Source organism: Tepidimicrobium xylanilyticum (assembly GCF_900106765.1).
Classification (GTDB): Bacteria; Bacillota; Clostridia; order Tissierellales; family Tepidimicrobiaceae; genus Tepidimicrobium; species Tepidimicrobium xylanilyticum.
The window spans coordinates 259,248-283,178 of sequence record NZ_FNNG01000001.1 but is presented as its reverse complement, the minus strand read 5'-3'; the positions used below and the strand labels follow the sequence as shown (position 1 = coordinate 283,178).

Annotated in this window: 24 protein-coding genes, 1 tRNA gene and 1 riboswitch; of the genes, 22 read left to right on the top strand and 3 right to left on the bottom strand. The window is 36.1% G+C overall.

Annotation, left to right across the window (positions count from 1 at the left end):
- Positions 1 to 5 precede the first annotated feature (5 nt).
- The 14 genes from atpA to BLV68_RS01165 all read left to right on the top strand — a co-directional run bounded on the left by atpA (position 6) and on the right by BLV68_RS01165 (position 13,458).
- Positions 6 to 1,508, top strand: coding sequence for a F0F1 ATP synthase subunit alpha (gene atpA, locus BLV68_RS01230; protein WP_093750047.1), 1,503 nt, complete (start codon positions 6 to 8; stop codon positions 1,506 to 1,508).
- 29 nt (positions 1,509 to 1,537) lie between these two features.
- Positions 1,538 to 2,395: an ATP synthase F1 subunit gamma gene (gene atpG / locus BLV68_RS01225; protein ID WP_093750045.1), complete on the top strand. Its 858-nt coding sequence runs from the start codon at positions 1,538 to 1,540 to the stop codon at positions 2,393 to 2,395.
- A 19-nt stretch (positions 2,396 to 2,414) separates the two neighbouring features.
- On the top strand, positions 2,415 to 3,812 hold the full coding sequence (atpD, locus tag BLV68_RS01220; protein ID WP_093750043.1) for a F0F1 ATP synthase subunit beta: 1,398 nt from the start codon (positions 2,415 to 2,417) through the stop codon (positions 3,810 to 3,812).
- A gap of 2 nt (positions 3,813 to 3,814) precedes the next feature.
- Positions 3,815 to 4,237, top strand: a complete 423-nt coding sequence (locus tag BLV68_RS01215; protein WP_093750041.1) for a F0F1 ATP synthase subunit epsilon — start codon at positions 3,815 to 3,817, stop codon at positions 4,235 to 4,237.
- Positions 4,238 to 4,369: 132 nt separating this feature from the next.
- On the top strand, positions 4,370 to 5,140 hold the full coding sequence (locus BLV68_RS01210; RefSeq protein ID WP_093750039.1) for a YwmB family TATA-box binding protein: 771 nt from the start codon (positions 4,370 to 4,372) through the stop codon (positions 5,138 to 5,140).
- Positions 5,141 to 5,157: 17 nt separating this feature from the next.
- Positions 5,158 to 6,408 (top strand): UDP-N-acetylglucosamine 1-carboxyvinyltransferase, encoded by a 1,251-nt coding sequence (gene murA / locus BLV68_RS01205; RefSeq protein ID WP_093750037.1) that lies wholly within the window; start codon positions 5,158 to 5,160, stop codon positions 6,406 to 6,408.
- A 294-nt stretch (positions 6,409 to 6,702) separates the two neighbouring features.
- Positions 6,703 to 7,743 (top strand): stage II sporulation protein D, encoded by a 1,041-nt coding sequence (spoIID, locus tag BLV68_RS01200; protein WP_093750035.1) that lies wholly within the window; start codon positions 6,703 to 6,705, stop codon positions 7,741 to 7,743.
- 269 nt (positions 7,744 to 8,012) lie between these two features.
- Entirely contained in the window at positions 8,013 to 8,810 is a 798-nt protein-coding gene (locus BLV68_RS01195) for a M23 family metallopeptidase (protein WP_093750033.1), read from the top strand.
- 94 nt (positions 8,811 to 8,904) lie between these two features.
- Positions 8,905 to 9,159, top strand: coding sequence for a sporulation transcriptional regulator SpoIIID (spoIIID, locus tag BLV68_RS01190; protein WP_005584568.1), 255 nt, complete (start codon positions 8,905 to 8,907; stop codon positions 9,157 to 9,159).
- A 147-nt stretch (positions 9,160 to 9,306) separates the two neighbouring features.
- A complete protein-coding gene (mreB, locus tag BLV68_RS01185; protein ID WP_093750031.1) occupies positions 9,307 to 10,335 on the top strand; it encodes a rod shape-determining protein in 1,029 nt (342 codons plus the stop codon).
- A gap of 65 nt (positions 10,336 to 10,400) precedes the next feature.
- On the top strand, positions 10,401 to 11,444 hold the full coding sequence (locus BLV68_RS01180) for a flagellar hook-basal body protein (RefSeq protein ID WP_093750029.1): 1,044 nt from the start codon (positions 10,401 to 10,403) through the stop codon (positions 11,442 to 11,444).
- Between the two features lie 11 nt (positions 11,445 to 11,455).
- Positions 11,456 to 12,250, top strand: coding sequence for a flagellar basal-body rod protein FlgG (gene flgG / locus BLV68_RS01175; protein WP_093750027.1), 795 nt, complete (start codon positions 11,456 to 11,458; stop codon positions 12,248 to 12,250).
- Between the two features lie 13 nt (positions 12,251 to 12,263).
- Entirely contained in the window at positions 12,264 to 12,575 is a 312-nt protein-coding gene (locus tag BLV68_RS01170; RefSeq protein WP_093750025.1) for a rod-binding protein, read from the top strand.
- A 10-nt stretch (positions 12,576 to 12,585) separates the two neighbouring features.
- Positions 12,586 to 13,458 (top strand): transglycosylase SLT domain-containing protein, encoded by an 873-nt coding sequence (locus BLV68_RS01165; protein WP_093750023.1) that lies wholly within the window; start codon positions 12,586 to 12,588, stop codon positions 13,456 to 13,458.
- An 89-nt stretch (positions 13,459 to 13,547) separates the two neighbouring features.
- Here BLV68_RS01165 and BLV68_RS01160 read toward each other — a convergent pair whose 3' ends face one another.
- The 3 genes from BLV68_RS01160 to BLV68_RS01150 all read right to left on the bottom strand — a co-directional run bounded on the left by BLV68_RS01160 (position 13,548) and on the right by BLV68_RS01150 (position 17,322).
- Positions 13,548 to 16,460, bottom strand: a complete 2,913-nt coding sequence (locus BLV68_RS01160) for a phosphodiester glycosidase family protein (RefSeq protein WP_159428573.1) — start codon at positions 16,458 to 16,460, stop codon at positions 13,548 to 13,550.
- Positions 16,461 to 16,683: 223 nt separating this feature from the next.
- A tRNA-Pro gene (locus tag BLV68_RS01155) sits at positions 16,684 to 16,760 on the bottom strand.
- A gap of 169 nt (positions 16,761 to 16,929) precedes the next feature.
- Positions 16,930 to 17,322, bottom strand: a complete 393-nt coding sequence (locus BLV68_RS01150; protein WP_093750019.1) for a hypothetical protein — start codon at positions 17,320 to 17,322, stop codon at positions 16,930 to 16,932.
- Between the two features lie 101 nt (positions 17,323 to 17,423).
- Positions 17,424 to 17,529: riboswitch (SAM riboswitch) on the top strand.
- 84 nt (positions 17,530 to 17,613) lie between these two features.
- Between BLV68_RS01150 and metK the strand changes: the two genes are divergently transcribed.
- The 8 genes from metK to BLV68_RS01110 all read left to right on the top strand — a co-directional run bounded on the left by metK (position 17,614) and on the right by BLV68_RS01110 (position 23,923).
- Positions 17,614 to 18,801, top strand: coding sequence for a methionine adenosyltransferase (gene metK / locus BLV68_RS01145; protein ID WP_093750017.1), 1,188 nt, complete (start codon positions 17,614 to 17,616; stop codon positions 18,799 to 18,801).
- A gap of 252 nt (positions 18,802 to 19,053) precedes the next feature.
- Complete coding sequence (locus BLV68_RS01140; RefSeq protein WP_093750015.1) at positions 19,054 to 19,608, top strand: RNA polymerase sigma factor; 555 nt, start codon at positions 19,054 to 19,056, stop codon at positions 19,606 to 19,608.
- 39 nt (positions 19,609 to 19,647) lie between these two features.
- Entirely contained in the window at positions 19,648 to 19,869 is a 222-nt protein-coding gene (locus BLV68_RS01135; protein WP_093750013.1) for a DUF1659 domain-containing protein, read from the top strand.
- A 33-nt stretch (positions 19,870 to 19,902) separates the two neighbouring features.
- Complete coding sequence (locus tag BLV68_RS01130; protein ID WP_093750011.1) at positions 19,903 to 20,121, top strand: DUF2922 domain-containing protein; 219 nt, start codon at positions 19,903 to 19,905, stop codon at positions 20,119 to 20,121.
- A 56-nt stretch (positions 20,122 to 20,177) separates the two neighbouring features.
- Positions 20,178 to 20,321, top strand: coding sequence for a YvrJ family protein (locus BLV68_RS01125; protein ID WP_093750009.1), 144 nt, complete (start codon positions 20,178 to 20,180; stop codon positions 20,319 to 20,321).
- 61 nt (positions 20,322 to 20,382) lie between these two features.
- A complete protein-coding gene (locus BLV68_RS01120; protein WP_093750007.1) occupies positions 20,383 to 20,964 on the top strand; it encodes a hypothetical protein in 582 nt (193 codons plus the stop codon).
- A gap of 77 nt (positions 20,965 to 21,041) precedes the next feature.
- Complete coding sequence (gene recD2 / locus BLV68_RS01115; RefSeq protein ID WP_093750005.1) at positions 21,042 to 23,273, top strand: SF1B family DNA helicase RecD2; 2,232 nt, start codon at positions 21,042 to 21,044, stop codon at positions 23,271 to 23,273.
- Complete coding sequence (locus BLV68_RS01110; RefSeq protein WP_093750003.1) at positions 23,264 to 23,923, top strand: ComF family protein; 660 nt, start codon at positions 23,264 to 23,266, stop codon at positions 23,921 to 23,923. Before recD2 ends, BLV68_RS01110 begins: the two co-directional genes overlap by 10 nt.
- Positions 23,924 to 23,931: the final 8 nt, after the last annotated feature.

Sequence of the window (23,931 nt, the reverse complement as noted above, 5' to 3'; positions counted from 1 at the left end):
AAAAAATGGAGTTAAGACCGGAAGAAATTAGTTCTGTTATAAAGGAACAGATTAAGAGATATGAAAAAAGACTTGATATGGTAGATGTGGGTACCGTCATTCAGGTAGGAGATGGTATTGCTAGAATTCACGGCCTTGAGGCATGTATGGCAGGAGAGCTGATAGAGTTCCCAGGAGAGGTTTATGGAATGGCTCTTAACTTAGAGGAAGACAATGTTGGTTGTGTACTTTTAGGTTCCGATAAGGATATCAAAGAAGGCGACATAGTAAAGAAGACGGGGAGAATAGTAGAAGTTCCCGTTGGAGATGTAATGATTGGTAGAGTTGTTAATGCATTGGGTCAACCCATAGATGGGAAAGGACCAATAAATGCCACCAAGTTTAGACCTATAGAGAGGGTTGCTCCAGGGGTTATTACCAGAAAATCTGTAAATCAGCCTTTACAAACCGGGATTAAGGCTATAGATTCCATGTTCCCGATAGGTAGAGGTCAGAGAGAGCTAATTATTGGGGATAGGCAGACTGGTAAAACTGCCTTAGCAGTAGACGCTATTATTAACCAAAAAGATCAGGATGTTATCTGCATTTATGTAGCCATAGGGCAAAAGAGGTCAACAGTTGCTCAGATTGTTGACGTACTTGAAAAACATGGTGCAATGGACTATACCATTGTAGTGTCTGCAACAGCTAGCGAGTTGGCACCATTACAATATATAGCACCCTATGCAGGAGTAGCCATGGGTGAAGAATTCATGGACAATGGTGAAGATGTGCTTATAGTTTATGATGACCTATCCAAGCATGCTATAGCCTATAGGGCTATGTCCTTGCTTTTAAGACGTCCACCAGGAAGGGAAGCCTATCCAGGAGACGTATTCTACCTACATTCTAGATTATTAGAAAGGTCAGCAAAATTGAGCGACGAATATGGCGGAGGTTCTATTACAGCCTTGCCTATTATAGAAACCTTAGCAGGAGATATTTCTGCCTATATTCCAACCAACGTTATCTCCATAACTGATGGGCAAATATTCCTAGAAACGGACCTTTTCTTTGCAGGACAGAGACCTGCTATAAATACTGGACTGTCCGTATCCAGGGTTGGAGGAGCAGCTCAAATTAAGGCTATGAAGAAGGTGGCTGGGAGCTTAAAGCTTGAACTAGCTCAATATAGGGATTTAGCTGCCTTTGCTCAATTTGGCTCAGATCTAGACAAGGATACTCAACGCAGGCTGGAACAAGGAGAACGAATGATGGAAATATTGAAGCAGCCTCAATATAGTCCAATGAAAGTGGAAGATCAAGTTGTGATCATATATGTGGTTATTAATGGATACTTGTCAGATATTCCACTTGAAAGGGTATCCCAATTCGAAAAGGAATTCCTAAATTATATAAACAACAATTACCCTGAAATAATAAATTCCATAAAGGAAACCAAGGATTTAACTGAAGAAACTGAAAAGAGAATTAAAGAAGCTGTAGAAGAGTTCAAAAAGAGTTTTTAGTATTCCCTTAATAATTGGGGGTGTAATAATTGGCTGAATCAACACGGGATATTAAAAGAAGAATACGAGGGATAAACAATATAAAACAGATTACTAAAGCAATGGAATTGGTCGCTTCTGCTAGATTGATAAGAGCAAGGGAAAGATTAGAAAAATCTAGGCCCTTTTATAACACGGTTTATAGAAATATCCAGCAGGTATTATCAAATATGAATAATATGAACCATCCCTATGTAAAAGCAAGGGATGGGGATAGGGCTATTTATGTGGTAATATCTGCTGACAGAGGCTTAGCAGGAGGATTTAATTCAAATATCAATAGGTTGGTAGAAGAGGAAATCAAGGATAAAAAGGATAAGGTTTTATTGATAACGGTGGGTTTAAAAGCCAGAGATTATTTTAAAAGGAGAGGTTATAATATAATAGGAGAATACCTTAGTATTAGCGAAAATCCCTCCTTTTCTGATGCCAGAAATATTGGCAACCAAGTTCTGGATGTGTTTGATAGGGGGGAAGTAGATAGAATATACTTGGCCTATACTGAGTTTATCAATACCCTTACCCAGAAGGCTAAGATTATAAGTTTACTTCCTGCAGCAGAATTAGAGGAAGTTCCGGCTGAAAAGACTGCCGTTATAGAATTTGAACCTTCGCCAGAGGAGGTTTTAGATTATCTAATACCCAAATATTTGCAATCGGTAATCTATGGAGCTCTAATAGAATCTTCCTGTAGCCAACAGGGAGCAAGGAGGACTGCCATGGAGTCAGCCACAGAAAATGCGGAGGAAATGATTGACGAGTTAAAATTAAGCTATAACAGAGCACGACAAGCTGCTATTACTTCAGAAATTTCAGAGATTGTTTCAGGTGCTGAAGCTCTTAAGTAATAGAGAAAGGAGTGGAGAAATGGAAAAGAACATAGGAAAAATCGTTCAGGTAATAGGTCCCGTTGTGGATATTCGATTTGATGAAGAAAAGTTGCCCAGATTACTGGATGCCATAGAGATATATAAGGGAGAAGAGAGGCTAGTAGTAGAAGTGGCTCAGCATATTGGGGATGACTTGGTAAGATGTATAGCAATGGGTTCAACCGATGGGCTTGTGAGAGGAATGGAAGCTATAGATACCGGTGATCCCATATCTGTTCCGGTAGGAAGAGAAACCTTAGGAAGGCTATTTAATGTTCTAGGAGAACCGATTGATGGTAAAGATTTGAATGAAGACGTGAGGAGAATGCCTATACATAGGCCAGCACCTTCCTTTGAAGAACAGGATACAGCCAGGGAAATGTTTGAAACTGGAATAAAGGTAGTAGACCTTATAGCTCCTTATGCTAAAGGTGGTAAGATTGGTCTGTTTGGCGGAGCAGGTGTAGGTAAGACTGTATTAATTCAGGAGCTTATTAATAATATAGCAACCCAACATGGAGGTCTTTCCGTATTTGCTGGAGTAGGAGAAAGAACAAGAGAAGGTAACGACCTTTATTATGAGATGATAGAATCGGGAGTTATAGATAAGACTGCCTTAGTGTTTGGACAGATGAATGAGCCGCCAGGAGCTAGGATGAGGGTGGCCCTTTCAGGGCTAACTATGGCAGAATATTTCAGAGATGTAGAAGGCCAAGACGTATTGCTATTTATAGACAATATATTTAGGTTTACCCAAGCTGGTTCGGAAGTATCTGCCCTATTGGGAAGAATGCCTTCTGCAGTAGGATATCAACCTACTTTGGCAACAGAGATGGGGCAACTTCAGGAGAGGATTACCTCTACTAAGAAGGGTTCTATTACCTCGGTGCAAGCTGTATACGTTCCTGCTGATGACTTAACAGACCCTGCACCAGCAACAACCTTTGCTCACCTGGATGCAACAACTGTATTATCAAGGCAAATTGCAGAACTTGGTATATATCCTGCAGTGGATCCTTTAGATTCAACGTCTAGAATACTAGATCCTGCAGTAGTAGGTCAGGAGCATTATGAAGTGGCAAGAGGAGTACAGGAAATATTGCAGCGCTATAAGGAGTTACAGGACATAATAGCCATACTTGGTATAGATGAGCTTTCTGATGAAGATAAACTGATAGTAGCAAGAGCTAGAAAGATTCAAAGGTTTTTATCTCAACCATTTACTGTTGCAGAGCAATTTACAGGAATGAAAGGGACCTATGTTCCAGTACATGAGACGGTAAGAGGTTTTAAGGAGATACTGGAAGGCAAACATGACCATATTCCAGAACAAGCCTTCTTTATGGTTGGAACCATTGATGATGCTTTAGAGAAAGCCAAAAAGTTGGGGGTATAATTATGGGTTTTATGCTTGAGATAGTCACTCCAGAAAGAGCTTTCTTTTCCGATGAAGTGGATATGGTCATCGTTAGGGCAGTTGAAGGGGATTTAGCCGTTTTAAAAAATAGGGCTCCAATAATTACTCCCCTTTCTATTGGTAAGGTAAGAATCAAAAAGGATGGAAAAGAGCGAGTAGCTGCAATTACAAGCGGTTATATATCAGTTCAAAAGGATAAGACCATTATAGTAACCGATTCGGCAGAATGGCCTGAAGAGATAGATGTAGGAAGGGCTGAAGAAGCAAAATTAAGAGCAGAAGAGCGTTTAAAGAACAAGCCTGAAGGATTGGATATAATTAGGGCTGAAAATGCCCTTAGACGAGCATTGAATAGGTTAGAAGTAGCAGAACTAAAAAAATTTAGCGATGAAAATATAGAATGATAAGTATAAAAAGTACCCTTTCTTGGCAATACTTTAATCAAAGGAAAGGGTATTTTTTATGATAAAAATGTTTGTCCCCCTTTACATTTTTACTAAAATACCCTTTCCTTAAAAACAATTGGAGGTAAGGGTATGAAAAATTATGGTAAGTTTATAATTATAGGAATTATCCTTATTTTATTAATCCCCATATTTGGATTTGGTGAGGATGAATATGAGGAAAGAGAGCTGTTGATGGGAATTTTAGAAACTACTGGAGCTAATTTTGAAGAAGGGGATATATGCTTAGGTGGTACTATATTGGATAGGTTCATTGGCACTTTAGAAATTAAAGATATTGGCTATTCTATTAGAGATATGTTGAATATAGGAACAGATGGTTCCCATAAGAATTATTATTGGGAAGACCTGATAGAGGATGATGGATTTATTCAATTTACGGTTCAGGGTTTGGACGGTTATAATAATTTTGTTACTATTACATTATCCTCCTATAAAGACGTAGAATATGGTTCAGGCGAAACCACCCTGTTTATAAATTTTATAAATAGGGAGAAATTTGATAAAATAAATGATATAATATTAGAGGTAGAAAAGTTTTTTGATGAATACAATAAGCCTGTAAATATTACTACTTGCATAATCGGATCTTTTGATGATAAAGTAGATGCAAAGAGGAATGAGGAAAAGATATTAGAAGTTACAGAATTAATAGAAGGATATGTAGTAGAAGAATATAAGGAAGATGATATATTAAGCTTTTCTATATTTACTCCTTATATTGAGGAGTATGTATTTACAGGGAATAAGAAAATGAATTTGAATATTGCAGTTCGCTTTAGTGAATATGATAATAAGACCTATATTTGGATAGGCACACCCATAATAACCATAGGCTACTAGAAATAGGAGGGATTTCGTTGGAAAAATTGATTGTAGAAAAGAGCAAACCATTAAAAGGAAATGTAAGAATAGGAGGAGCTAAGAATTCAGCTTTACCCATTTTGGCCGCATCTTTATTGGGAACTGAGGATATTATACTTGAAGATGTGCCTAAACTTAAGGATGTAGAAGTGATATGTGAGGTATTATCTTCATTAGGAGCAAAAATAGAATTTTTGGATAAAGGAATTATAAAGATTAATTCAAAAGATATTAACAACTACGAGACGCCCTATGAATTGATGAGCAAGATGAGAGCTTCTTTTTTAGTTATGGGGCCTCTGTTAACTAGAATAGGAAAGACTAAAACTTCTTTACCTGGTGGCTGTGCTATAGGAACCAGACCAATCGATTTACATTTAAAAGGTTTTAGAGCTTTAGGAGCTCAAATCGATGTTGACCATGGTAATATTGGTGCCTATGCAGGCAAATTGGTGGGGGATAGGATTTACTTAGACTTTCCAAGCGTTGGAGCCACAGAGAATATAATGATGGCTGCAGTAATGGCAGAAGGTGAAACCATCATCGATAACGCTGCCATGGAACCAGAAATAGTAGATTTGGCTAATTTCCTTAATAAATTGGGAGCGGATATAAAAGGTGCAGGAACCAGTAGCATTAGAATAAAAGGGGTAAAGGAGTTAGGAGGATGCACCCATTCTATCATTCCTGATAGAATTGAAGCAGGCACATATATGGTTGCTGCTGCCATTACTAAAGGAGATGTGGTAGTAGAAAATGTTATAACTAGTCATATTAAGCCTATTATTGCAAAGCTAAGAGAATCAGGATGCACTATTATTGAAAATAATGACAAGGTAAGGGTAATAGGAACTGATGAATTAAAAGCAGTAGATATTAAAACTTTGCCTTATCCTGGTTTTCCGACAGATATGCAAGCACAATTTATGTCCTTGATGAGCGTTGCAAAAGGGACAAGTGTTATAATAGAAACAGTTTTTGAAAATAGATTTATGCATGTGGATGAACTGAAGCGAATGGGAGCAGATATTAAAATAGATGGTAGATCAGCTATAATTCAAGGGATTGACAACTTAATGTCGGCTCCAGTTAAAGCTACAGATTTAAGGGCAGGAGCTGCTTTGATTTTGGCTGGTTTAGTAGCCGATGGGGTTACAGAAATTAGGGATATATATCATGTAGATAGAGGCTATGAAGACATAGAAGGAAAACTTATTAGATTAGGAGCTAATGTAAAAAGGGCCTAAACCAATTGACAAGGACTAAATGCACAGTTCACAATGTTTAATTGTCCGGGTTAGTTTTCATGTCGTTTTATTAAGTTCATTTTCTGAAGAACTTTTCTTGGACCAGTTTTTGGGGTCATAGCTTCCCAAATACATACCTTTCAAATGTAAATATTCATAAATTTTTGGGACGATGGGTCGTCCCTTTTTTAGTTATAAATTTATTTTTCTTTGCATATTATATGGTATTAGACCGTTAAATAATTTAAAAGAAGATGAAGGCCGTTCATATACCAAAGGTAAGAGGGGGAAGAGATGAAAAAAATAGGCATCTATACAATTGGAATATTATTAATAGTCATCATCATTCCATCTATAATAGTAATGACCTTTAATTTTACACCTAAGGAAAATAGAGAAAGGAATAAATTTTTTACTTCTCGAGAGGAAGATGACAATGAAGTTGAAGAGGGGAAGGAATTATTTGATGGCTATATAAAGGTATATGATACTAGGAATCAGCAGGTCATTCATATGGAATTAGAAGAATATGTTAAGGGAGTAGTAGCTGCTGAAATGCCAGGGGAATTTCATATTGAAGCATTAAAGGCACAGGCGGTGGCGAGCAGAACCTATGCCATAAGTAGGACTTTAAATTATAAGGAGGGGCATCCTGATCACATAGAAGCTCCTCTTTGTACAGGTATCCATTGCCAAGCTTATCTGACATTAGATGAACTAAAAACTATCCATGCCAAGGATTGGGAAGAAAAATATTGGCCTAAAATTGAAGAAGCGGTAAATAGCACGAAAGGCCAGGCTCTATATTATGATGGAGAGATAATAGAGCCTTTGTACCATTCCACCAGTGGAGGAATGACGGAGGATGCCTTAGATGTATTTGCAATAGATAGACCCTATTTAAAATCAGTAGAAAGTCCTTATGAAGAGGATGCTCCTAAGTTTAGGAGCGTAGTAACTATGACGGGAGATGAGTTTATAAATAAGATACTCAGAAAATATCCAAGTGCTAATATAACTAAGGATAATTTAGGGGAAAAAATAAAGTTGGTGGAAAAGACTAAAAGTGGCAGGATAAAAAAAATAGCCATTGATGGTACTGTGGTAAATGGAAGGGAGATAAGGGAATTATTTGATTTAAATTCTACCAATTTTAAAATAACCTATAATCCAAAAAGCAATATAGTAGATATAGAAACTATCGGCTATGGACATGGTGTAGGTATGAGCCAGTGGGGGGCAAATGGGATGGCTAAAAATGGTAAGGATTATGAGGAGATATTGAAACATTATTATACAGGAGTACAAGTCAAGCAATTAACAATGGATAATTAACAAGGTACAATTCTTATAAAAGCACAGCTTATAATGCCAATTGAGGCTGGGATACAAGGGCACACTGACCTTTTGTTCCAGCCTTTTCTTTATGGCAAAGGATGGCAATGGGTCAGACCCCTTGCCAGATTTCCTGCTGCCTAGATTTATAATTTATAATTAAAAAGTTCTAGGACGGCAAATCCGTTCCTTAAAATTTCCTAGGGAATTTTTTTATAGCATGTATTAAATAAACAAAAGTGGTAATAATACCTATTGGAGGTGAGGGGATGAGAAGATGGCTGGAAAGATTAACGAAAAAGGACGGTTTTTATATTATTTTATTCATCTTTGTTTGTATAGTAGCAATTACAACGGTATTAACTTCTAAAAGGGATTTACAAAAGCGGAAAGGAGAAAATTTGTCTCATGAAGAGGATTACATCATTATTGAGGATGAACTGGACTTAGAATCTTCTTTAAACATAGAAGAACAACTAAATGAAAACTTAGATGAATTTGAAGAAGAATATCTGGAATACGATGAAATATCCGAGGAGCCTTCAGAAGATATTAAGGAAGCTATGGCTGAAGAAGAAATAGAAGGAATTGAGGAGGAAATTGAAGAGGATTTAGAATCGGTAGAAATGGGAGTTTCTACAAATATAGCTCAGGACATGATTCTTCCTGTAGAGGGGAAAATAGCAATAGGTTATACCAAAGACAGTTTAGTATATTCAGAAACCTTAGAAGAATGGACAGCTCATAAGGGTATAGACATTTTGGCTTTAGAAGGAACTCCGGTGGTAGCAGCTCTATCGGGAGTAGTACAAGAGGTATATAAAGATGAATTATGGGGAATGGTAATGATAATAGACCATGGTAGTGGACTATTGACTAAATATGCCAACATGGCAGAGGAAAGCTTTATAGAAGAAGGTTCTAAAGTGAATAAGGGGGAGGTAATAGGTAAAGTTGGCAGAACTGCTTTAATTGAAGTGATGATGGAGCCCCATATCCATTTTGAAGTTATTAAAGATGGATTAAGTGTAGATCCAAAAGATTATATGTCAGCTTTAGATTATTGAAACTGCTACATTATTGTTCTAATAGGTATTTAAAATGCATATGTATTTACAAAGATTAAAAACCCAAATCAAAGTTCAAAGGGGGTAGACCTATTTGAAAGATTATATAGAAGAAAGAGCATTAGAAATCGCAAAGTACATAATAAGCGAAAAAGCCACTGTAAGACAGGCAGCAGGCGTTTTTGGAGTGAGTAAAAGTACTGTCCATAAAGACGTTACAGAACGCCTTCCTAAGATAAACCCTCTTATAGCGACTATGGTAAAACAGGTTCTGGAACAGAATAAAGCGGAAAGGCATATTAGAGGGGGTAAAGCAACTAAATTAAAATACAAAGCTATTAACGATTAAATTGGCCATAAGGACAGACAAAAGTCTATCCTTATGGCCTTTAGATTTTTTTGGATAATATCGGAAATTAAAGAGGATTTTTTTTAAATATGTAGAATAATATGATAAAATAGTTGTGTATAGAGATGAAAAAGGGGGCAAATTTACATGGCTGCATTTAGGACCGATTTAGGAATCGATTTGGGTACAGCTAGCATACTCGTTTACGTAAAGGGGAAGGGAGTAGTATTAAATGAACCTTCTGTAGTGGCTATTGACCAATATACCAATAAGTTTCTTGCCGTTGGCGAAGAAGCAAAGAAGATGTTAGGTAGAACTCCGGGAAACATCATAGCGTTACGCCCTATGAGAGATGGAGTAATTTCAAATTATCAGATTACTGAGCGCATGTTAAAATATTTCTTTACTAAGGCCATAGGAAAGACTATCTTTAAGCCTAGGGTCATAGTCTGTGTACCTAGTGGCATAACTGAAGTTGAAAAGAGAGCAGTACTTGAGGCAAGCAACCATGCTGGTGCTAGGAGGACATTTTTGATAGAAGAACCTATTGCTGCTGCTATAGGCGCAGGCATTGACATAACGGAACCTAATGGAAATATGATAGTTGACATAGGCGGAGGTACGACAGATGTAGCAGTCATATCCTTAGGAGGCATAGTAATAAGCAGATCTGTAAAGATTGCAGGAGATGAATGTAACGAAGCCATAGCAAGATATATAAGGAAAAAACATAATTTGATGATAGGAGAAAGAAGTGCGGAAGAAATAAAAATCCAGGTAGGATCTGCATATCCAAGAGAGAAGGATGTTTCCATTGAGGTAAGAGGAAGAAATTTGCTAACTGGTTTACCAAAAAATATTAAGATATACTCAAGTGAAGCGTTAGAAGCTTTAGCTGAGCCAGTTTCTCATATAATAGAAACCATCCATTATGTATTAGAAAGAACACCCCCTGAGTTAGCAGCAGATATAGCGGATAAGGGAATAATAATGACTGGAGGTGGAGCGTTGCTCTATGGTTTAGACAAGTTGATTACTGAGAAAACTGGGATTAAAGCAAGGTTAGTAGATGATCCCATTAGCTCAGTAGCAATAGGTACAGGAAGAGCCTTGGATTGGGTAAAATTTTTGGATTCAGATAAAACAGGTTCAGATTCAATAAGAATTAATTATTAAAGTATATGAAAATAATGCCGATATTATTCTATGATACTTACTTGGTTTAAAGAAAGGGGATATAAATGAACCGAGGCTTATATATAAGTGCGACTTCTTTGGCAACCAATCAGAAGAAATTAGAAGTACTATCCAATAATTTGGCTAATGTAAATACTACGGGATTTAAGAAGGATAGGTCATTGACCGAAACTTTTGCAGAAAAGCTACTGGTAAAGATTAATTCAAGGCAGGTTAGGCCTAGTTTAAGAGGAGAAAACGAGATAACCTATGAAACGGATGGACAGGTTCATAGGGCTAGCACAACCCAGGGTTATTTTGTAGTTGAAACACCAATGGGTGAAAGTTATGTAAAGGAAATACGCTTCGTCATAGATGATGAAGGCTATTTAAGGACCTTTTATCAGGATGGTAGAGAAGGTTTTAATACGGATTATGAAAACTTTATAACTGATGGTCGTGGAAATAGGTTACAAGGTGTAGGTGACATAGAAGGAATGCTACAAGGAATTGTCTATTATCCCCCTTCTCGTGTAATAGGAACTATGAATGCAGGGTTAAAGTTTCAAAAGATCGTTACTGATTTTACCCAAGGAAATATGATTGAAACGGGTTCTACTTTAGATTTGGCATTGAATGGTTCTGGTTTCTTTAAAATAACGGATGCAGAAGGGAATACTTATTATACAAGAGATGGGTCTTTTGTACTAAATGAAGAAGGAATTCTTTCTACATTAAGCGGAGAAGTAGTTCAAGGATTGAATGGAGATATAGTTATACAAGGAAATGACATAACCGTAGGTAAAAGGGGAGAGGTTATAGTAGATGGTAATGTAGTAGGCATGTTAGATATAGTAGATTTAGAAAATAGGGAGTTTTTAAGGAAGATTGGGGACAACCTATATGCGATGGCAGAAGGGGTAGAGCCAGAAGAAATTCCTTTTGAGGGGGAAGTGTTTCAAGGGTATTTGGAAAGTTCTAATGTAAATGCTATTGAAGAGATGGTTGAAATGATTAGCCTTCTTAGGGAATACGAAGCAGGTCAAAAGGCTATAAGGGTGCAAGATGAGATGCTTGAGAAGGCTTCAAATGAAATAGGAAGAGTATAGGAGGTTAGAATATGAGAGCATTGTGGACAGCTGCTACGGGTATGAAATCCCAACAATTTAATATAGACACTATAGCTAACAATCTTTCCAATGTAAATACTACATCTTATAAAACCCAAAGGGCAGAGTTTAAAGATTTATTCTACACTACTTTAAAGCGAACTAATATAGTAGATGAAGAAGGAAGACCTGTAAATTTACAGGTAGGCCATGGGGTTATGCCTACAGCTACTAAGAAGGATTTTAGAACTGGAAGCTTCATAGAAACCGATGGCACCTTTGATTTGGCCATTGATGGAGAAGGATTCTTTGCAGTATTATTGCCAAATGGTGAAACAAGGTATACTAGGGATGGCAGCTTTAAATTGAGCGTAGATGAAGATGAGGGCATATTAGTTACTTCTGAAGGCTATTATGTATTAAGTGAAGATGAAGATTATATATACATAGAATCTGGGCTTACTGACATTACCATAGACAATCTAGGATATGTAACTGGTTTAGACGAAGATGGTGAGATTGTGGAGCTGGGTAGGATTGGGATATTCCAATTTACCAATCCAGAAGGTCTACTAGCGGAAGGGCAAAACCTTTACAACCAAACTGTAGCATCTGGGGAGCCTGTGTTAATTGAAGCTGAAGAAATGAGGGGTAGAATCATTCAAGGATATTTAGAGGCTTCAAATGTTCAGATCGTAGATGAAATGGTAAAGATGATTACTGCTCAAAGAGCATATGAGATTAATTCTAAGACCATTCAAGCAGCAGATGAAATGCTTCAATTAGTCAATAATCTGAAGAGATAACGGGGTGGTTTAGTTGGAAATAAATGTTGATTTATATAGCGACCCAACCATTTTGCAGAAAAGAATGGAATCTTTAAACGGTAATAAGGAGGACGAAGCTTTAAAAGAGGTTTGCAAGGAATTTGAGTCCATATTTCTAGCAATGATGTTTAAGGAGATGAAAAAGACTGTACCAGAAAATGGCTTGATAGAAAAAAGCACAGCTCAAAAGATATTTGAAGAAATGTATATTGATGAACTATCCAAGGAAATATCCAAAGAAAATGGGGTGGGTATTGCTGAAATGCTATATCAACAGTTTAAAAATGGATATGTAACTTGGTAGGAGGTAAAAAATGGGGAAGAGAGTATTGGCTATTCTTGTGGCTTTAATGCTTGTATTTGGAATAGCCGAAAATAGCTTTTCTCAACAGAAGAATCCCAGCAGGGAGGAAGTGGAAAAGCTCATAGAGGAAGTAGCTACTAAAAGGGGTATTCCCAGTGTAATACTTAAATGTATCGCTAAATTAGAAAGTGGCTTCCGACAATTCGATAGTAACGGAAACCCTTTTGTAAGTAAGGGTGGATATATTGGAATAATGCAGATAAGCGAAAAGGAGACTGAGTATAATTTAGAAAAGTTAAAGTACGATCCCGTCTACAACATAGAAGCAGGGGCAAATCACCTTTTGAAAAAATGGGCGTGGGTCAATAATGAAATGACTCAAGTAGGTAATATGGATCCAAATATATTAGAGCATTGGTATTTTACTCTGTGGGCTTATAACGGGTTATTAGAGAGAAACAACCCAAATGTTAATTCAAGTACTTATCAAGCACGTATTTATGAAACAGCTTTGAAGGAGTATAATCAGGAAATAACTCCAATAAGCAAGAAAAGTATGCCTAGCCGAGGAGGAAGGCTACATAGGAATATAAATATTCCAACCCCTGAAGTATACCATGAAGGAGATATAATAAAATACACCCCTAATGATATAGTAATACCAGATACTATGGAAAAAGCCGATGGAAAAGACCCATTAGTATTATACGATGGGCCAAAAGGTAATGCCATTGGCACGGTAAAGGAAGACCAAACCATGACCATATTAGAAGGACCAGCATTAAAAAGGGGTTTTTACTTCTATAAAGTAAAGGTAAATGAGGATAAAAGAATAGGCTGGGTTTATGGTAACTGGATAGTTAAACTAATGGACAATTTTTAGGTAGTTTTTTGGAGGTTTTTGCTGAGCTTATACTTTGATGTTTTGACAAAAAAGCTGGACAGTTGCAATAACTGTCCAGCTTTTTTAATTTATTTCATAACCTGATAGGTAATGTCTTTTCCATTTACCACAAATTCAATAAAGCTTAGGTTTTCAATGTCCTTATTATTGAATTCTATATATCTTATACCGTCTTTTAATTCCACTTTAGTACTGTTTCCATTATAGATTACCCAAACGGTTTTGCCTTTTTCGAAGGTTTCTACTAAAGTGTTATGAAGCAATTCTGCTTCTAGCTTGTCAGTAAACCCGCCAGAGCCAAATATAGGAGTGTCTAAAAATAGGAATATATGGTCTTCTTTTGCATTGGATAGTCCATTTTGTAACCAGATCCACTGTTTGTAATTAGTGGCTCTAATTCCACCTTTAGCACTGCTGGCATCGATTATCATTAAATTCTTATATCTATTAGTCTTATAAGGAGTGGCTATATTTATAATGTTCTTAGATTTTAAGGTTTTATTAAATTCCTGGTTTGCCTTTCCTATGAATACATTTAATTCATGAGCATTAGCCTTATTTGTTATTTTGTCCTTAAGGCCTTCTTGTCCCTTTTCGAAGCTTGGCAATTTACTTATTAGGAAGGAGAATCCATTGCTCACTACTTCCTTCTTAACGTTCTTAACATCAGTAAAGTTTGTAGGAGTTGGAACTTCTACATTGTTATAAGAAGGAGGATAATGAGCTCTTAATCCATCTATTAAAATCTCTCCTGTGTATTTTTTAGCACTATTTGTTTCTACTACATAGATTTTTTCCAATGCGATAGGATAAGCTACATCGGAAGGGATTTGAGCTGATACTTGCTTCCAATCACTAAAATCTATGGACTTTGCAAAATCTATAGTATAGTCCTTGCCATTTTTATCTATTATGGTGCCTCGAAGCCAACTTTTATTATTATCTCCTTTTACCCAAAGAGATAGTTTGTTAGGCATTCCATCTAAAGTTAATCCTTTTTGCTCTCCAGTTCTAAATATTATATAGGCAGCTCTGTTGTCCTCTCCTTCAGTAAAATCATACCTTAGTTTTAGGCCTTTATTGCCTTCCTTTGATTCATTTACCAACTCTATACTTCCTTTAACATACTCTGGATAGACAGTTGAGCTAAATTTATTAATGTCTTCAAATCCATCAATTAATTTTGCTTCCCCGCTACCAACGGATACTAAGATATTATTTAATGCTTTTCCAATACGACCTGTTATGGCACCAGTACCTATATTGCCATTGCTATAAAACACTCCATTTTCGACATATCCAATATTTCCCGTTGTGGTCCAATCAATGTCTTCGGCATATATCTTGGCTTTAAATCCATTCTTATCCATTCCATAGGCGGCACCAATGGTTTTATTTTCGTTAGCATGAAGGCTTAATTTATCTGTTGGGAATATGATGGATTTAATCTCATCTAGTACTTTTAACTCTATAGTAGAGGTTATCCCTTCGTAATTTGCCTTAATAATAGCCTTGCCAGGGGATTTGGCTTTAAATACATTTCCTACTATTTCACCTTCTACTCCTTCAAAAGCATATTCTACTTTGTTTTGGTCTATTTCTATAGGATTGTGGTATTGGTCATATCCTTTGATGGTGAATTTTCTGGATGTATTGGCAAACATATTAGTATCGTCAGTAGTTATTTTAATATAAGATAATTCTCCTTTAGGAGCATTGGAAAATACTCCTACACCATTTACTACCCTCCGTTCTCCTCCATCAGAAGGCTTGTTTATTACCTTTGCTACTTGTTCATCAACTGGTTTTATAACCATGGTAGTGGATCCGCCACCATCTAAGTTAATTGCATCGTAAGCTCCTAAATCCTTTAATATAGCTCCAAAAATTTCTTGACTAACACCTACAAAGGAAGAATCTCTACCGTCTATGGTAGCAATAATCAATTCTTTTCTATCCTTAGTAATTCCTATTCCTGTTCTTGGATGTTTACCGGCAATATTTATGTTGGTGTTGGTTATATTGCCATCTTTAAGTATTATACTTCCCCCACTGATTGCAAACTTAATATTTTCAAGATTAGGGCTAGTCCCAAGTGTAAGTTTAACTTCATCTCCAACGTTGAATTTAGTCAATAATTCCTTTGCCTTTTCTCCTCTTGTAGCAATTATAAAGCCATTTTCAGGGATGGTTACTGCATCTTGTCCAATTCTAATTTCTGAAACTATATTATCTATTACTACCATTTCTACCATTTCATTATTATAGCTATTTAATAAATTCCCATTATTACCATTTCCGTTAGTTTCCTCATTTACATCTCCGTTAGAATTGCCATTTGCTTCATTATCGAGTTTTATGGGTTCGCCATTGTATTTCTTGCCAAAGGAGCTTGTACCCCAATGCTTATTCAATAATGTGACGTATTCCATGTAAGAAGCTTTATTGATAAAGTTTATCCTAAGGGATTGACCAGAGTTTAATGAGGTAATTTGCATGCTTCTATCAAAGAAGGTAATATCTGGTACATTATCGATATCTAAATAAAAAGTGGGTGGCGCATAGGCTTTTTCTGGGGGAGAAGATATGATTTCTCCATTTTCAATCATTGTTCCTATGGGATGGGGAATTGGATTGTAGTTGAAAAAGTCTCCGTTTATTCCTGCCACAGCTTGTTTTTCCTTAACCAGATTACTTACAGTATCCCTATTAGATAATCCTTTGTTGCTAAACAATCCTCCTATTTCTGCATATTCATCTGTTAAATCCACCCTTATTACATTTATATTCCACCAGCCATCAGATGTAAATCGTCTGATATTCTCATATAGAATACCAGAGCCCAGGTACTCTGAAGAGCTAGTCCTATATATTTCATAAGGCATATTAACTGCTTCAACAGCTAAATATGAATTGGATGAAGCAATTATAATGCCTATAATAAGTAAAAATAAAAATACCTTTCTAATATTCCTGTTCAAAATATCACTCTCCTTCAATACCATAAGTCATAAAGCTCGAATGTCCAAAGATTATGTATTTTCCCTAAAATACCCCCTTTCTCAAAAATCCCCATGCCCAAATTATACTAACATTATATAATGGAAATATATCAATTAGGTTACAAATGTATTACAAAGAACTAACAAGTTGATTTTTACATAAAAAAAGAAGGATTGAAATTTCAATCCTTCTTTTTAGTAATGGTCGGGGTGAGAGGATTCGAACCCCCGGCCCCATGGTCCCAAACCACGTGCGCTACCAAACTGCGCCACACCCCGTTAACCACTATTATAGTATAAGGTATATAATATTAAATTGCAAGACATGAAAAAGAAGCAAAAATGAGGAATATGGCGCATTAGGCAAAAATAATTAAATATATCTACTAAATACACAATAATATGAGGTTTTTCATTTGTAGAATCAAGCGTATATCGTCTGTACTTATCACTTATTATTCTCCATCTTCAGCAATATTGAAGGTTTTTTAGATAATTGGGGCATTTTTATTGCTGCTTTGGAAACTGACATAATCTCATTATTGCTTTTTATCATAGATTGATTTATTTTGGTAATACTATGGGCTTGGGTTTCTATACTATTAGCTACCTCATTGGAAGCATTTGCAATTTCTTTAGAAATACCGCCAATGGTTCTTAAATTTACTATTAGATTATGGCTAAACTGTTTTATAGTTATCAATGTTTCACCTGTTTGGCTTAGTAATATATCTATCCTATCCTGATCCTTAGCCATTTCCATATTCTTTTCTTCTAATGCAGTATTTATTTTTTTACCAGTGGTAGTTTGAATTGATAATACCGATGTAATTAAAACCAAATTTTAATAGTACCTAAGTATCCAACTATAACATAAAAAGGCTTTGACTTAGTTTAGTTAATATGCTAAAATATGTCTTAAAAGTGGATAAAAATCTTGATGCCTTATCAAGAGTGATGGAGGGAATGGGCCCGATGAAATCCGGCAACCTGGGTATTATACCAAAGGTGCTAAATCCCACAGAACTTAGATTCTGAAAGATGAGGTGAATTTTTATTGCCTTTTCCTTTTGGAAGAGGTTTTTTTGATTTGGAACGATTATTATTTAAATAAATCGAGGAGGTTTCTCAAATGAAAAAATGGTTATTCACATCTGAGTCAGTAACAGAAGGTCATCCAGACAAGGTATGCGATGCCATCTCAGATGCCATATTAGATGAAATACTTTCAAAGGACCCAGATGCTAGAGTAGCATGTGAAACTACAGTTACAACGGGGCTAGTGCTGGTAACGGGGGAAATTACCACCTCCTGCTATGTGGATATTCCACAAATAGTGAGGAGAACTGTTGAGGAAATAGGCTATACTAGGGCTAAATATGGATTTGATGCTGATACCTGTGCTGTCCTTACATCTATAAACGAACAGTCTCCCGATATCGCCCTTGGAGTTAATAAGGCCTTAGAACACAGGTTTAATGGAGAAGATGAGTTTGACCAAATAGGAGCAGGTGATCAGGGGATTATGTTTGGATTTGCTTGCAATGAAACGGAGGAATTGATGCCCCTTCCCATTTCATTGGCCCATGAATTGGCAAGAAGGTTAGCGGATGTAAGAAAGAACGGTACCTTGGAATACTTAAGACCTGATGGGAAAACTCAGGTTACGGTTGAATACCATGAAGGTAAACCAGTAAGATTGGAGAATATAGTGGTTTCAACCCAACACAGTCCAGATATTGATTTAAAAACCATAGAGAGAGATGTAATGGAACACATAATAATGAAGGTAGTTCCTCATAATATGTTGGATAATAATACCAAATACTATGTAAATCCAACAGGAAGGTTTGTAATAGGAGGCCCTATGGGAGATGCAGGTCTTACTGGAAGGAAGATAATAGTTGATACTTATGGAGGCTATAGCCGACATGGGGGAGGAGCCTTTTCAGGAAAGGATCCAACAAAAGTAGACCGATCAGCTAGCTATGCTGCCAGATACGTGGCTAAGAACATCGTGGCAGCAGGATTGGCAGATAAATGTGAAATAGGTATTGCTTATGCCATAGGAGTTGCCAGACCTCTTTCCGTATTTGTGGAGACATTTGGAACCGGTAAAATATCCGATGAAAGGATAGAAGAATTGATACAAAAGCATTTTGACCTAAGGCCAGCAGCTATTATTAAGAACTTAGACTTAAAACGCCCTATCTATAGGCCTTTAGCAGCCTATGGTCATTTTGGCAGGAAGGATTTAGACCTACCTTGGGAAAGAACGGATAAGGCTGAAATTCTTAGGCAAGAAGCTTTTGAATATTAGGATTTTATGTTTTTCCAATAGGAATTTAATAAAATCTTCAAAGCATTAAAAGGAGTTAAGGATTATTTCCTTAGCTCTTTTTTTATTTTATTGTCAATAGTTAATTTAATATAAGCCTTCTTTTTCCTTGGATTTTATGTAATTCTTCAACTGAGCTTTGTCATTTCAGCTTTTAATCTTTTTCTACTTTCCAGTTAATATTGTCTTACCTAGGAATATTGGGAAGGTGCCTTCTTTTTTGGAGGAAGTGAAATGTATCAGGAAATAGAAGAACTTTTATTCCTTAGTAAAAGGGGAGATGTTAGGGCCAAAGAAAAGTTGTTATTAAAACTTAATCCCTTAATAATCAGCTCAATTAGGAAATACTACAATAGATTAGACCAGTATGACGACCTAATTCAAGAAGGATATAAAACAATCCTATTAGCCTTTGAAGAATACGACCCAACAAAAGGGGTTAAGTTCTTAGGCTATGTAAAAACAATGCTTAAATACAATTATTTGGAGAAATATAAGGAAAGGCAGCATCTTTCATTAAACTCCCAAATGGGAGATGGAGAATTCATTGACTTTCTAGAGGGATTTGAGAAAGATCCAATGGATGTGGCTTTAAAGAAGGAAGAATCTGAAATTCTATTAAAGGGATTGAAAGAATTAACTAAAAAGCAAAGGCAGGTAGTAGTAGATTATTATATAAATGGATTATCCATACAGGAAATAGCTCATAAATTGAATATATCCTATAGGACGGTAGTCAATATAAAGACTCAGGGATTAAGCAAATTGAAAAAAATAATAGTAAAATAATCTCCTTTTTTCCATATAAGAAGTGAAGGAGGTGAGATGATGGCTGTTGTGGATATTAAGGAAAATGTAAGGCTGAAATTAGAGTTAGATGGAGGTATGGAGGGAAACAAACAGATAATCAAATCTAAGACCTTTTCCAAAGTAAAGCCTGAAGTAGACAATGAGAATCTATATGAAGTTGCCACATCTTTGGCAGGGCTTCAAAATTTGCCACTGTTTAGAGTTAAGAAGCTAGAAGAAATCCAATTAAAGAACGAATAATCCATTAATAAAAAATTTACAGGAGGTGATTAGATGGAAAGAGCTAAATTAGAAATGGATTTTCTAGACGAGATGGGAAAAAAATTTACCCTGTCCATAGACGATCCTAGACTAGATTTAACCGATATGGAGGTTAAGGCTGTAATGGAGGGAATAGTGAATAGCAATGTGTTTTTCACAGCTAATGGAGATATAGTAGAGCCAGATAGTGCTAGAATTATTACCACAATTATTGATGAACTGGAAATTTAATCTTATAGTTTTAAGCGGCCTTTGGCCGCTTAAAACATATGGAAAGGAGTAATATTATGGAAGAGATTTATACCCACATAGCAAATTTAGGATTCCCCATAGTCATTTCCATTTACCTATTGGTTAGAATAGAGGGGAAACTGAATATGCTTACGGAAAGTATAAATGAACTTTCCAAAGTAATAGCAGGGCTTAAATAAAAAAACCCCTCCTTGACATAAAACATATGTTCTGATAAAATGAGTCAAGGAGGGGATATTGATGGATATGGAGAAAATTTTTTCTGAGGGAATAAGGGCTTTTATACCAGTTTACCTAGATATGAAGGGAAATTGTACATTATTGCTAACGGGATTGGGAAAGGAATATGAAATGGAAAGAACGGTTAAGACCATATTAAATCTAATTAGTCAATTCTATTTAGTGGATTTAAAGGCAACAAAGAAATACTATGGGAATCTATTAAATGTAAAAAATCTAATCCCTATACCCTTCAATGTAGATGATGTTTTTATTCCTGTAAAGGTAAGAAAGCCTGTGTGCAAAAATGATGGTTCCTTTGGATATGTGAATATAAACTATATCGATAGGGTTTATAGAAAGGAGAATAAGACGCTAATCCAATTAACGGACGGGTATATCATAGAATCTCTATCTTCTATAGATACGGTGAATAAACATGTTAAGAATGGCCATATTGTTAAGAGATTGGTTAAGGAAAGGGAAAACATTACAGTTATAAGGGAAAGTTCTCTATTGAATGAATATGAAAAACCTGCTACCAAGCAGGATATAGCTCTACTCATCAATGAGATATTAAAAATCCAAGCAAATTTAAAATGATCTGCCCTATCCCCTTTTTAATGAAGTTTTGGTTATGATATAATATTATTTAACTATAAGGGTAGAGGAGAATAACGTTGTTGACTTTAGAAGGAACGGTAGAAGATATCATATTTAGAAATGAATTGAATACCTATACGGTGGCCAGCATTAACACTTCCGATGGAAAGGCTACCATTGTAGGCTATATACCCTTTATCAATATAGGTGAGACTGTAAAGGTAGAGGGGGAATGGGTATATCACCCAAATTATGGAGAACAGCTTGAAATATCCAATATATCCATAGTAGTTCCCTCTACCATAAATGGCATTGAAAAATACCTATCTTCCGGCCTAATTCCTCATATAGGGCCTAAAACTGCTAAAAAGATCGTAGATAGATTTGGGTTGGATACTTTAGACATCATACAATACAATCCGGAAAGGCTGAAGGAAATAGAGGGAATTGGGGATAAAAAATTGAAGGGCATAGTTGAAGCTTTTCAGGAGCAGGGAGAGTTAAGGGATATAATGGTTTTCCTTCAGCAATATGGCATAACTGCTAATTATGGCATCCGAATTTATAAGAAATATGGTAAGGATACCATCAACATAATTTCTAAAAATCCCTACAAGCTTTCAGAGGACATATTTGGAATAGGATTTAAAACAGCAGACAGAATTGCTCAAAATATGGGAATTGATAAGAATTCTCCATACAGGGTTCAAGGGGGAATTAGATATGTAATAAATCAATATGCTTCCAATGGTCACACCTATGTACCCAAAGAGGAGTTAGTTTCAAGTGCAAAGGAACTGCTTCAGGTAGAGGAAAATTTAATTGAAGAGTCCATAAGGGATTTGGCTATAAAAGGAATAGTCCATATATTAAATGCCGATCATGAGGTGAAGGTCTACTATACTCCCTACCATGTGGCGGAGAACAATGTGAGTAAGAAAATAGTAGAACTTTCTCAGGTAGATCTAAAAGATTTAGAAGTGGATATTGATAAGATGATAAAAATTATTGAAGGGGAAGAAGGAATAACTTTTGCAGATAAACAGGTTCAGGCTATTAAGGAGTCCATTAGAAGTGGGATCATAGTAATCACAGGAGGGCCGGGAACGGGTAAGACTACAATAATCAAGGCCATAATAAGAATATTTGAAGAACAGGGCTTGACTGTAACGCTAGCTGCTCCAACTGGAAGGGCTGCTAAAAGGATGACGGAAACCACAGGAATAGAGGCTAAGACCATCCATAGGCTACTAGAATATTCCTATATGGAAGAGGAAATGGTCTTCGGCAAGGATGAGGACAGTCCTCTTGATACGGACTTAATAATAGTTGATGAAGCTTCCATGATTGACCTGCTCCTTATGAACAGCTTGTTGAAAGCGATAGTTCCTGGGACTAGGCTCATATTGGTAGGAGATGCGGATCAACTGCCATCTGTAGGAGCTGGCAATGTATTAAGGGATATAATTGATAGCCAAATTGTAAAGGTGGTAAAGCTAGATGAGATATTTCGCCAAGCTGAAGAAAGTTTTATAGTAGTTAATGCCCATAGGATTAATAAGGGGGAAAGACCCATATTAAATGAAAAGGATAGCGATTTTTACTTTATTAAGGAAAGCAATCCTTTAAATATTGTAAAAATAATCCTTTCCCTATGTAAGGAAAGGCTTCCTAACCATTATGGAGTAGATCCCTTAAAGGATATCCAAGTGTTAACACCTATGAAAAAGGGAGATGTAGGAATAAATGCTTTAAATAAATATCTGCAAGATACATTAAACCCTAAATCTCCCCTAAAGAAAGAAAAGGTAGTAGGGGATAATATATTTAGAGTTGGGGATAAGGTAATGCAAATTAAAAACAATTACTCTTTGGAATGGCAAATGGTAAAGGATGGAATAGCTGAAAAGGGGGAAGGAGTTTTTAATGGAGACCTAGGAATAATTTTAGACATAGATGAAGAGGAAAGAATTGTAAAGGTATTATTTGATGATGATAAGGAGGCGGATTACAGTTTTAACCAGTTGGATGAACTTAAGCTATCTTATGCCACAACAGTTCATAAGAGTCAGGGGAGTGAATTTCCCGTGGTAATAATGCCCATATATTGGGGGCCTCCTATGTTATTGACTAGGAATTTGTTATATACAGCAGTAACGAGGGCAAAGAAATTGGTGGTATTGGTGGGAGAAGAAAGGTATCTATATAATATGATTGCTAACAATAAAGTTGCAAAGAGGTATTCAAGCCTAGATTACAAGATGAGGGGTATGCTAACCTCCTTTTTAGGAGGTAGCTTATGGGAATAATTAAGGAATTGGAAAGACTCTTATTCATTAGAGATGATTACTGCTATTTTTGTAAGGAGAATAAAGCTAAAGATTATATATGTGTCTATTGTAATGAGTTAATAGAGTATGTCCATGGGAATATAAAACTAGATATATCCTATATGGAAGGGATATATTATTCCGTCCTATATAATAGATTCATTCGAGAAAAGCTCCATTCATATAAATTTGAGGGTAAAAACTATCTATATAAGCCCTTTGGAGAGATGATTTTGACCACCATAAGGCTTAATGGGTTGGATAAAAAGATAGACGGAATTGTCTATGTCCCCCTCCATAGGAAGAAGGAGGCCATAAGGGGATATAATCAATCGGGGCTATTGGCAGAATATGTAGCGGATATGCTAAACATATCCCTTTTAAAAAATAATCTAATGAAAATTAGATGGACTAAAGATCAAAACAAGCTTGATAGATTAACCAGGCAAACCAATTTAAAATCAGCCTTCAAGGTAAAGAACATAAAGGATATCAAGGGTAAAGAAATACTTCTAATTGACGATATAATTACTACAGGAGCAACTTTAATTGAATGCAGCAAAACTTTAATGGAAGCTGGAGCTAAAAGGATATATGGGTTAGTTCTAACTTCTAGTATGAAACGGTGAGGTGTTAA

Bases quoted from the DNA above. Each gene is read 5' to 3' on its own strand.
- atpA (WP_093750047.1), top strand. From the start codon at position 6: ATGGAGTTAAGACCGGAAGAAATTAGTTCTGTTATAAAGGAACAGATT.
- atpD (WP_093750043.1), top strand. From the start codon at position 2,415: ATGGAAAAGAACATAGGAAAAATCGTTCAGGTAATAGGTCCCGTTGTG.
- BLV68_RS01215 (WP_093750041.1), top strand. From the start codon at position 3,815: ATGGGTTTTATGCTTGAGATAGTCACTCCAGAAAGAGCTTTCTTTTCC.
- BLV68_RS01210 (WP_093750039.1), top strand. From the start codon at position 4,370: ATGAAAAATTATGGTAAGTTTATAATTATAGGAATTATCCTTATTTTA.
- spoIID (WP_093750035.1), top strand. From the start codon at position 6,703: ATGAAAAAAATAGGCATCTATACAATTGGAATATTATTAATAGTCATC.
- BLV68_RS01195 (WP_093750033.1), top strand. From the start codon at position 8,013: ATGAGAAGATGGCTGGAAAGATTAACGAAAAAGGACGGTTTTTATATT.
- mreB (WP_093750031.1), top strand. From the start codon at position 9,307: ATGGCTGCATTTAGGACCGATTTAGGAATCGATTTGGGTACAGCTAGC.
- BLV68_RS01180 (WP_093750029.1), top strand. From the start codon at position 10,401: ATGAACCGAGGCTTATATATAAGTGCGACTTCTTTGGCAACCAATCAG.
- flgG (WP_093750027.1), top strand. From the start codon at position 11,456: ATGAGAGCATTGTGGACAGCTGCTACGGGTATGAAATCCCAACAATTT.
- BLV68_RS01165 (WP_093750023.1), top strand. From the start codon at position 12,586: ATGGGGAAGAGAGTATTGGCTATTCTTGTGGCTTTAATGCTTGTATTT.
- metK (WP_093750017.1), top strand. From the start codon at position 17,614: ATGAAAAAATGGTTATTCACATCTGAGTCAGTAACAGAAGGTCATCCA.
- BLV68_RS01140 (WP_093750015.1), top strand. From the start codon at position 19,054: ATGTATCAGGAAATAGAAGAACTTTTATTCCTTAGTAAAAGGGGAGAT.
- BLV68_RS01135 (WP_093750013.1), top strand. From the start codon at position 19,648: ATGGCTGTTGTGGATATTAAGGAAAATGTAAGGCTGAAATTAGAGTTA.
- BLV68_RS01130 (WP_093750011.1), top strand. From the start codon at position 19,903: ATGGAAAGAGCTAAATTAGAAATGGATTTTCTAGACGAGATGGGAAAA.
- BLV68_RS01125 (WP_093750009.1), top strand. From the start codon at position 20,178: ATGGAAGAGATTTATACCCACATAGCAAATTTAGGATTCCCCATAGTC.
- BLV68_RS01120 (WP_093750007.1), top strand. From the start codon at position 20,383: ATGGATATGGAGAAAATTTTTTCTGAGGGAATAAGGGCTTTTATACCA.
- BLV68_RS01110 (WP_093750003.1), top strand. From the start codon at position 23,264: ATGGGAATAATTAAGGAATTGGAAAGACTCTTATTCATTAGAGATGAT.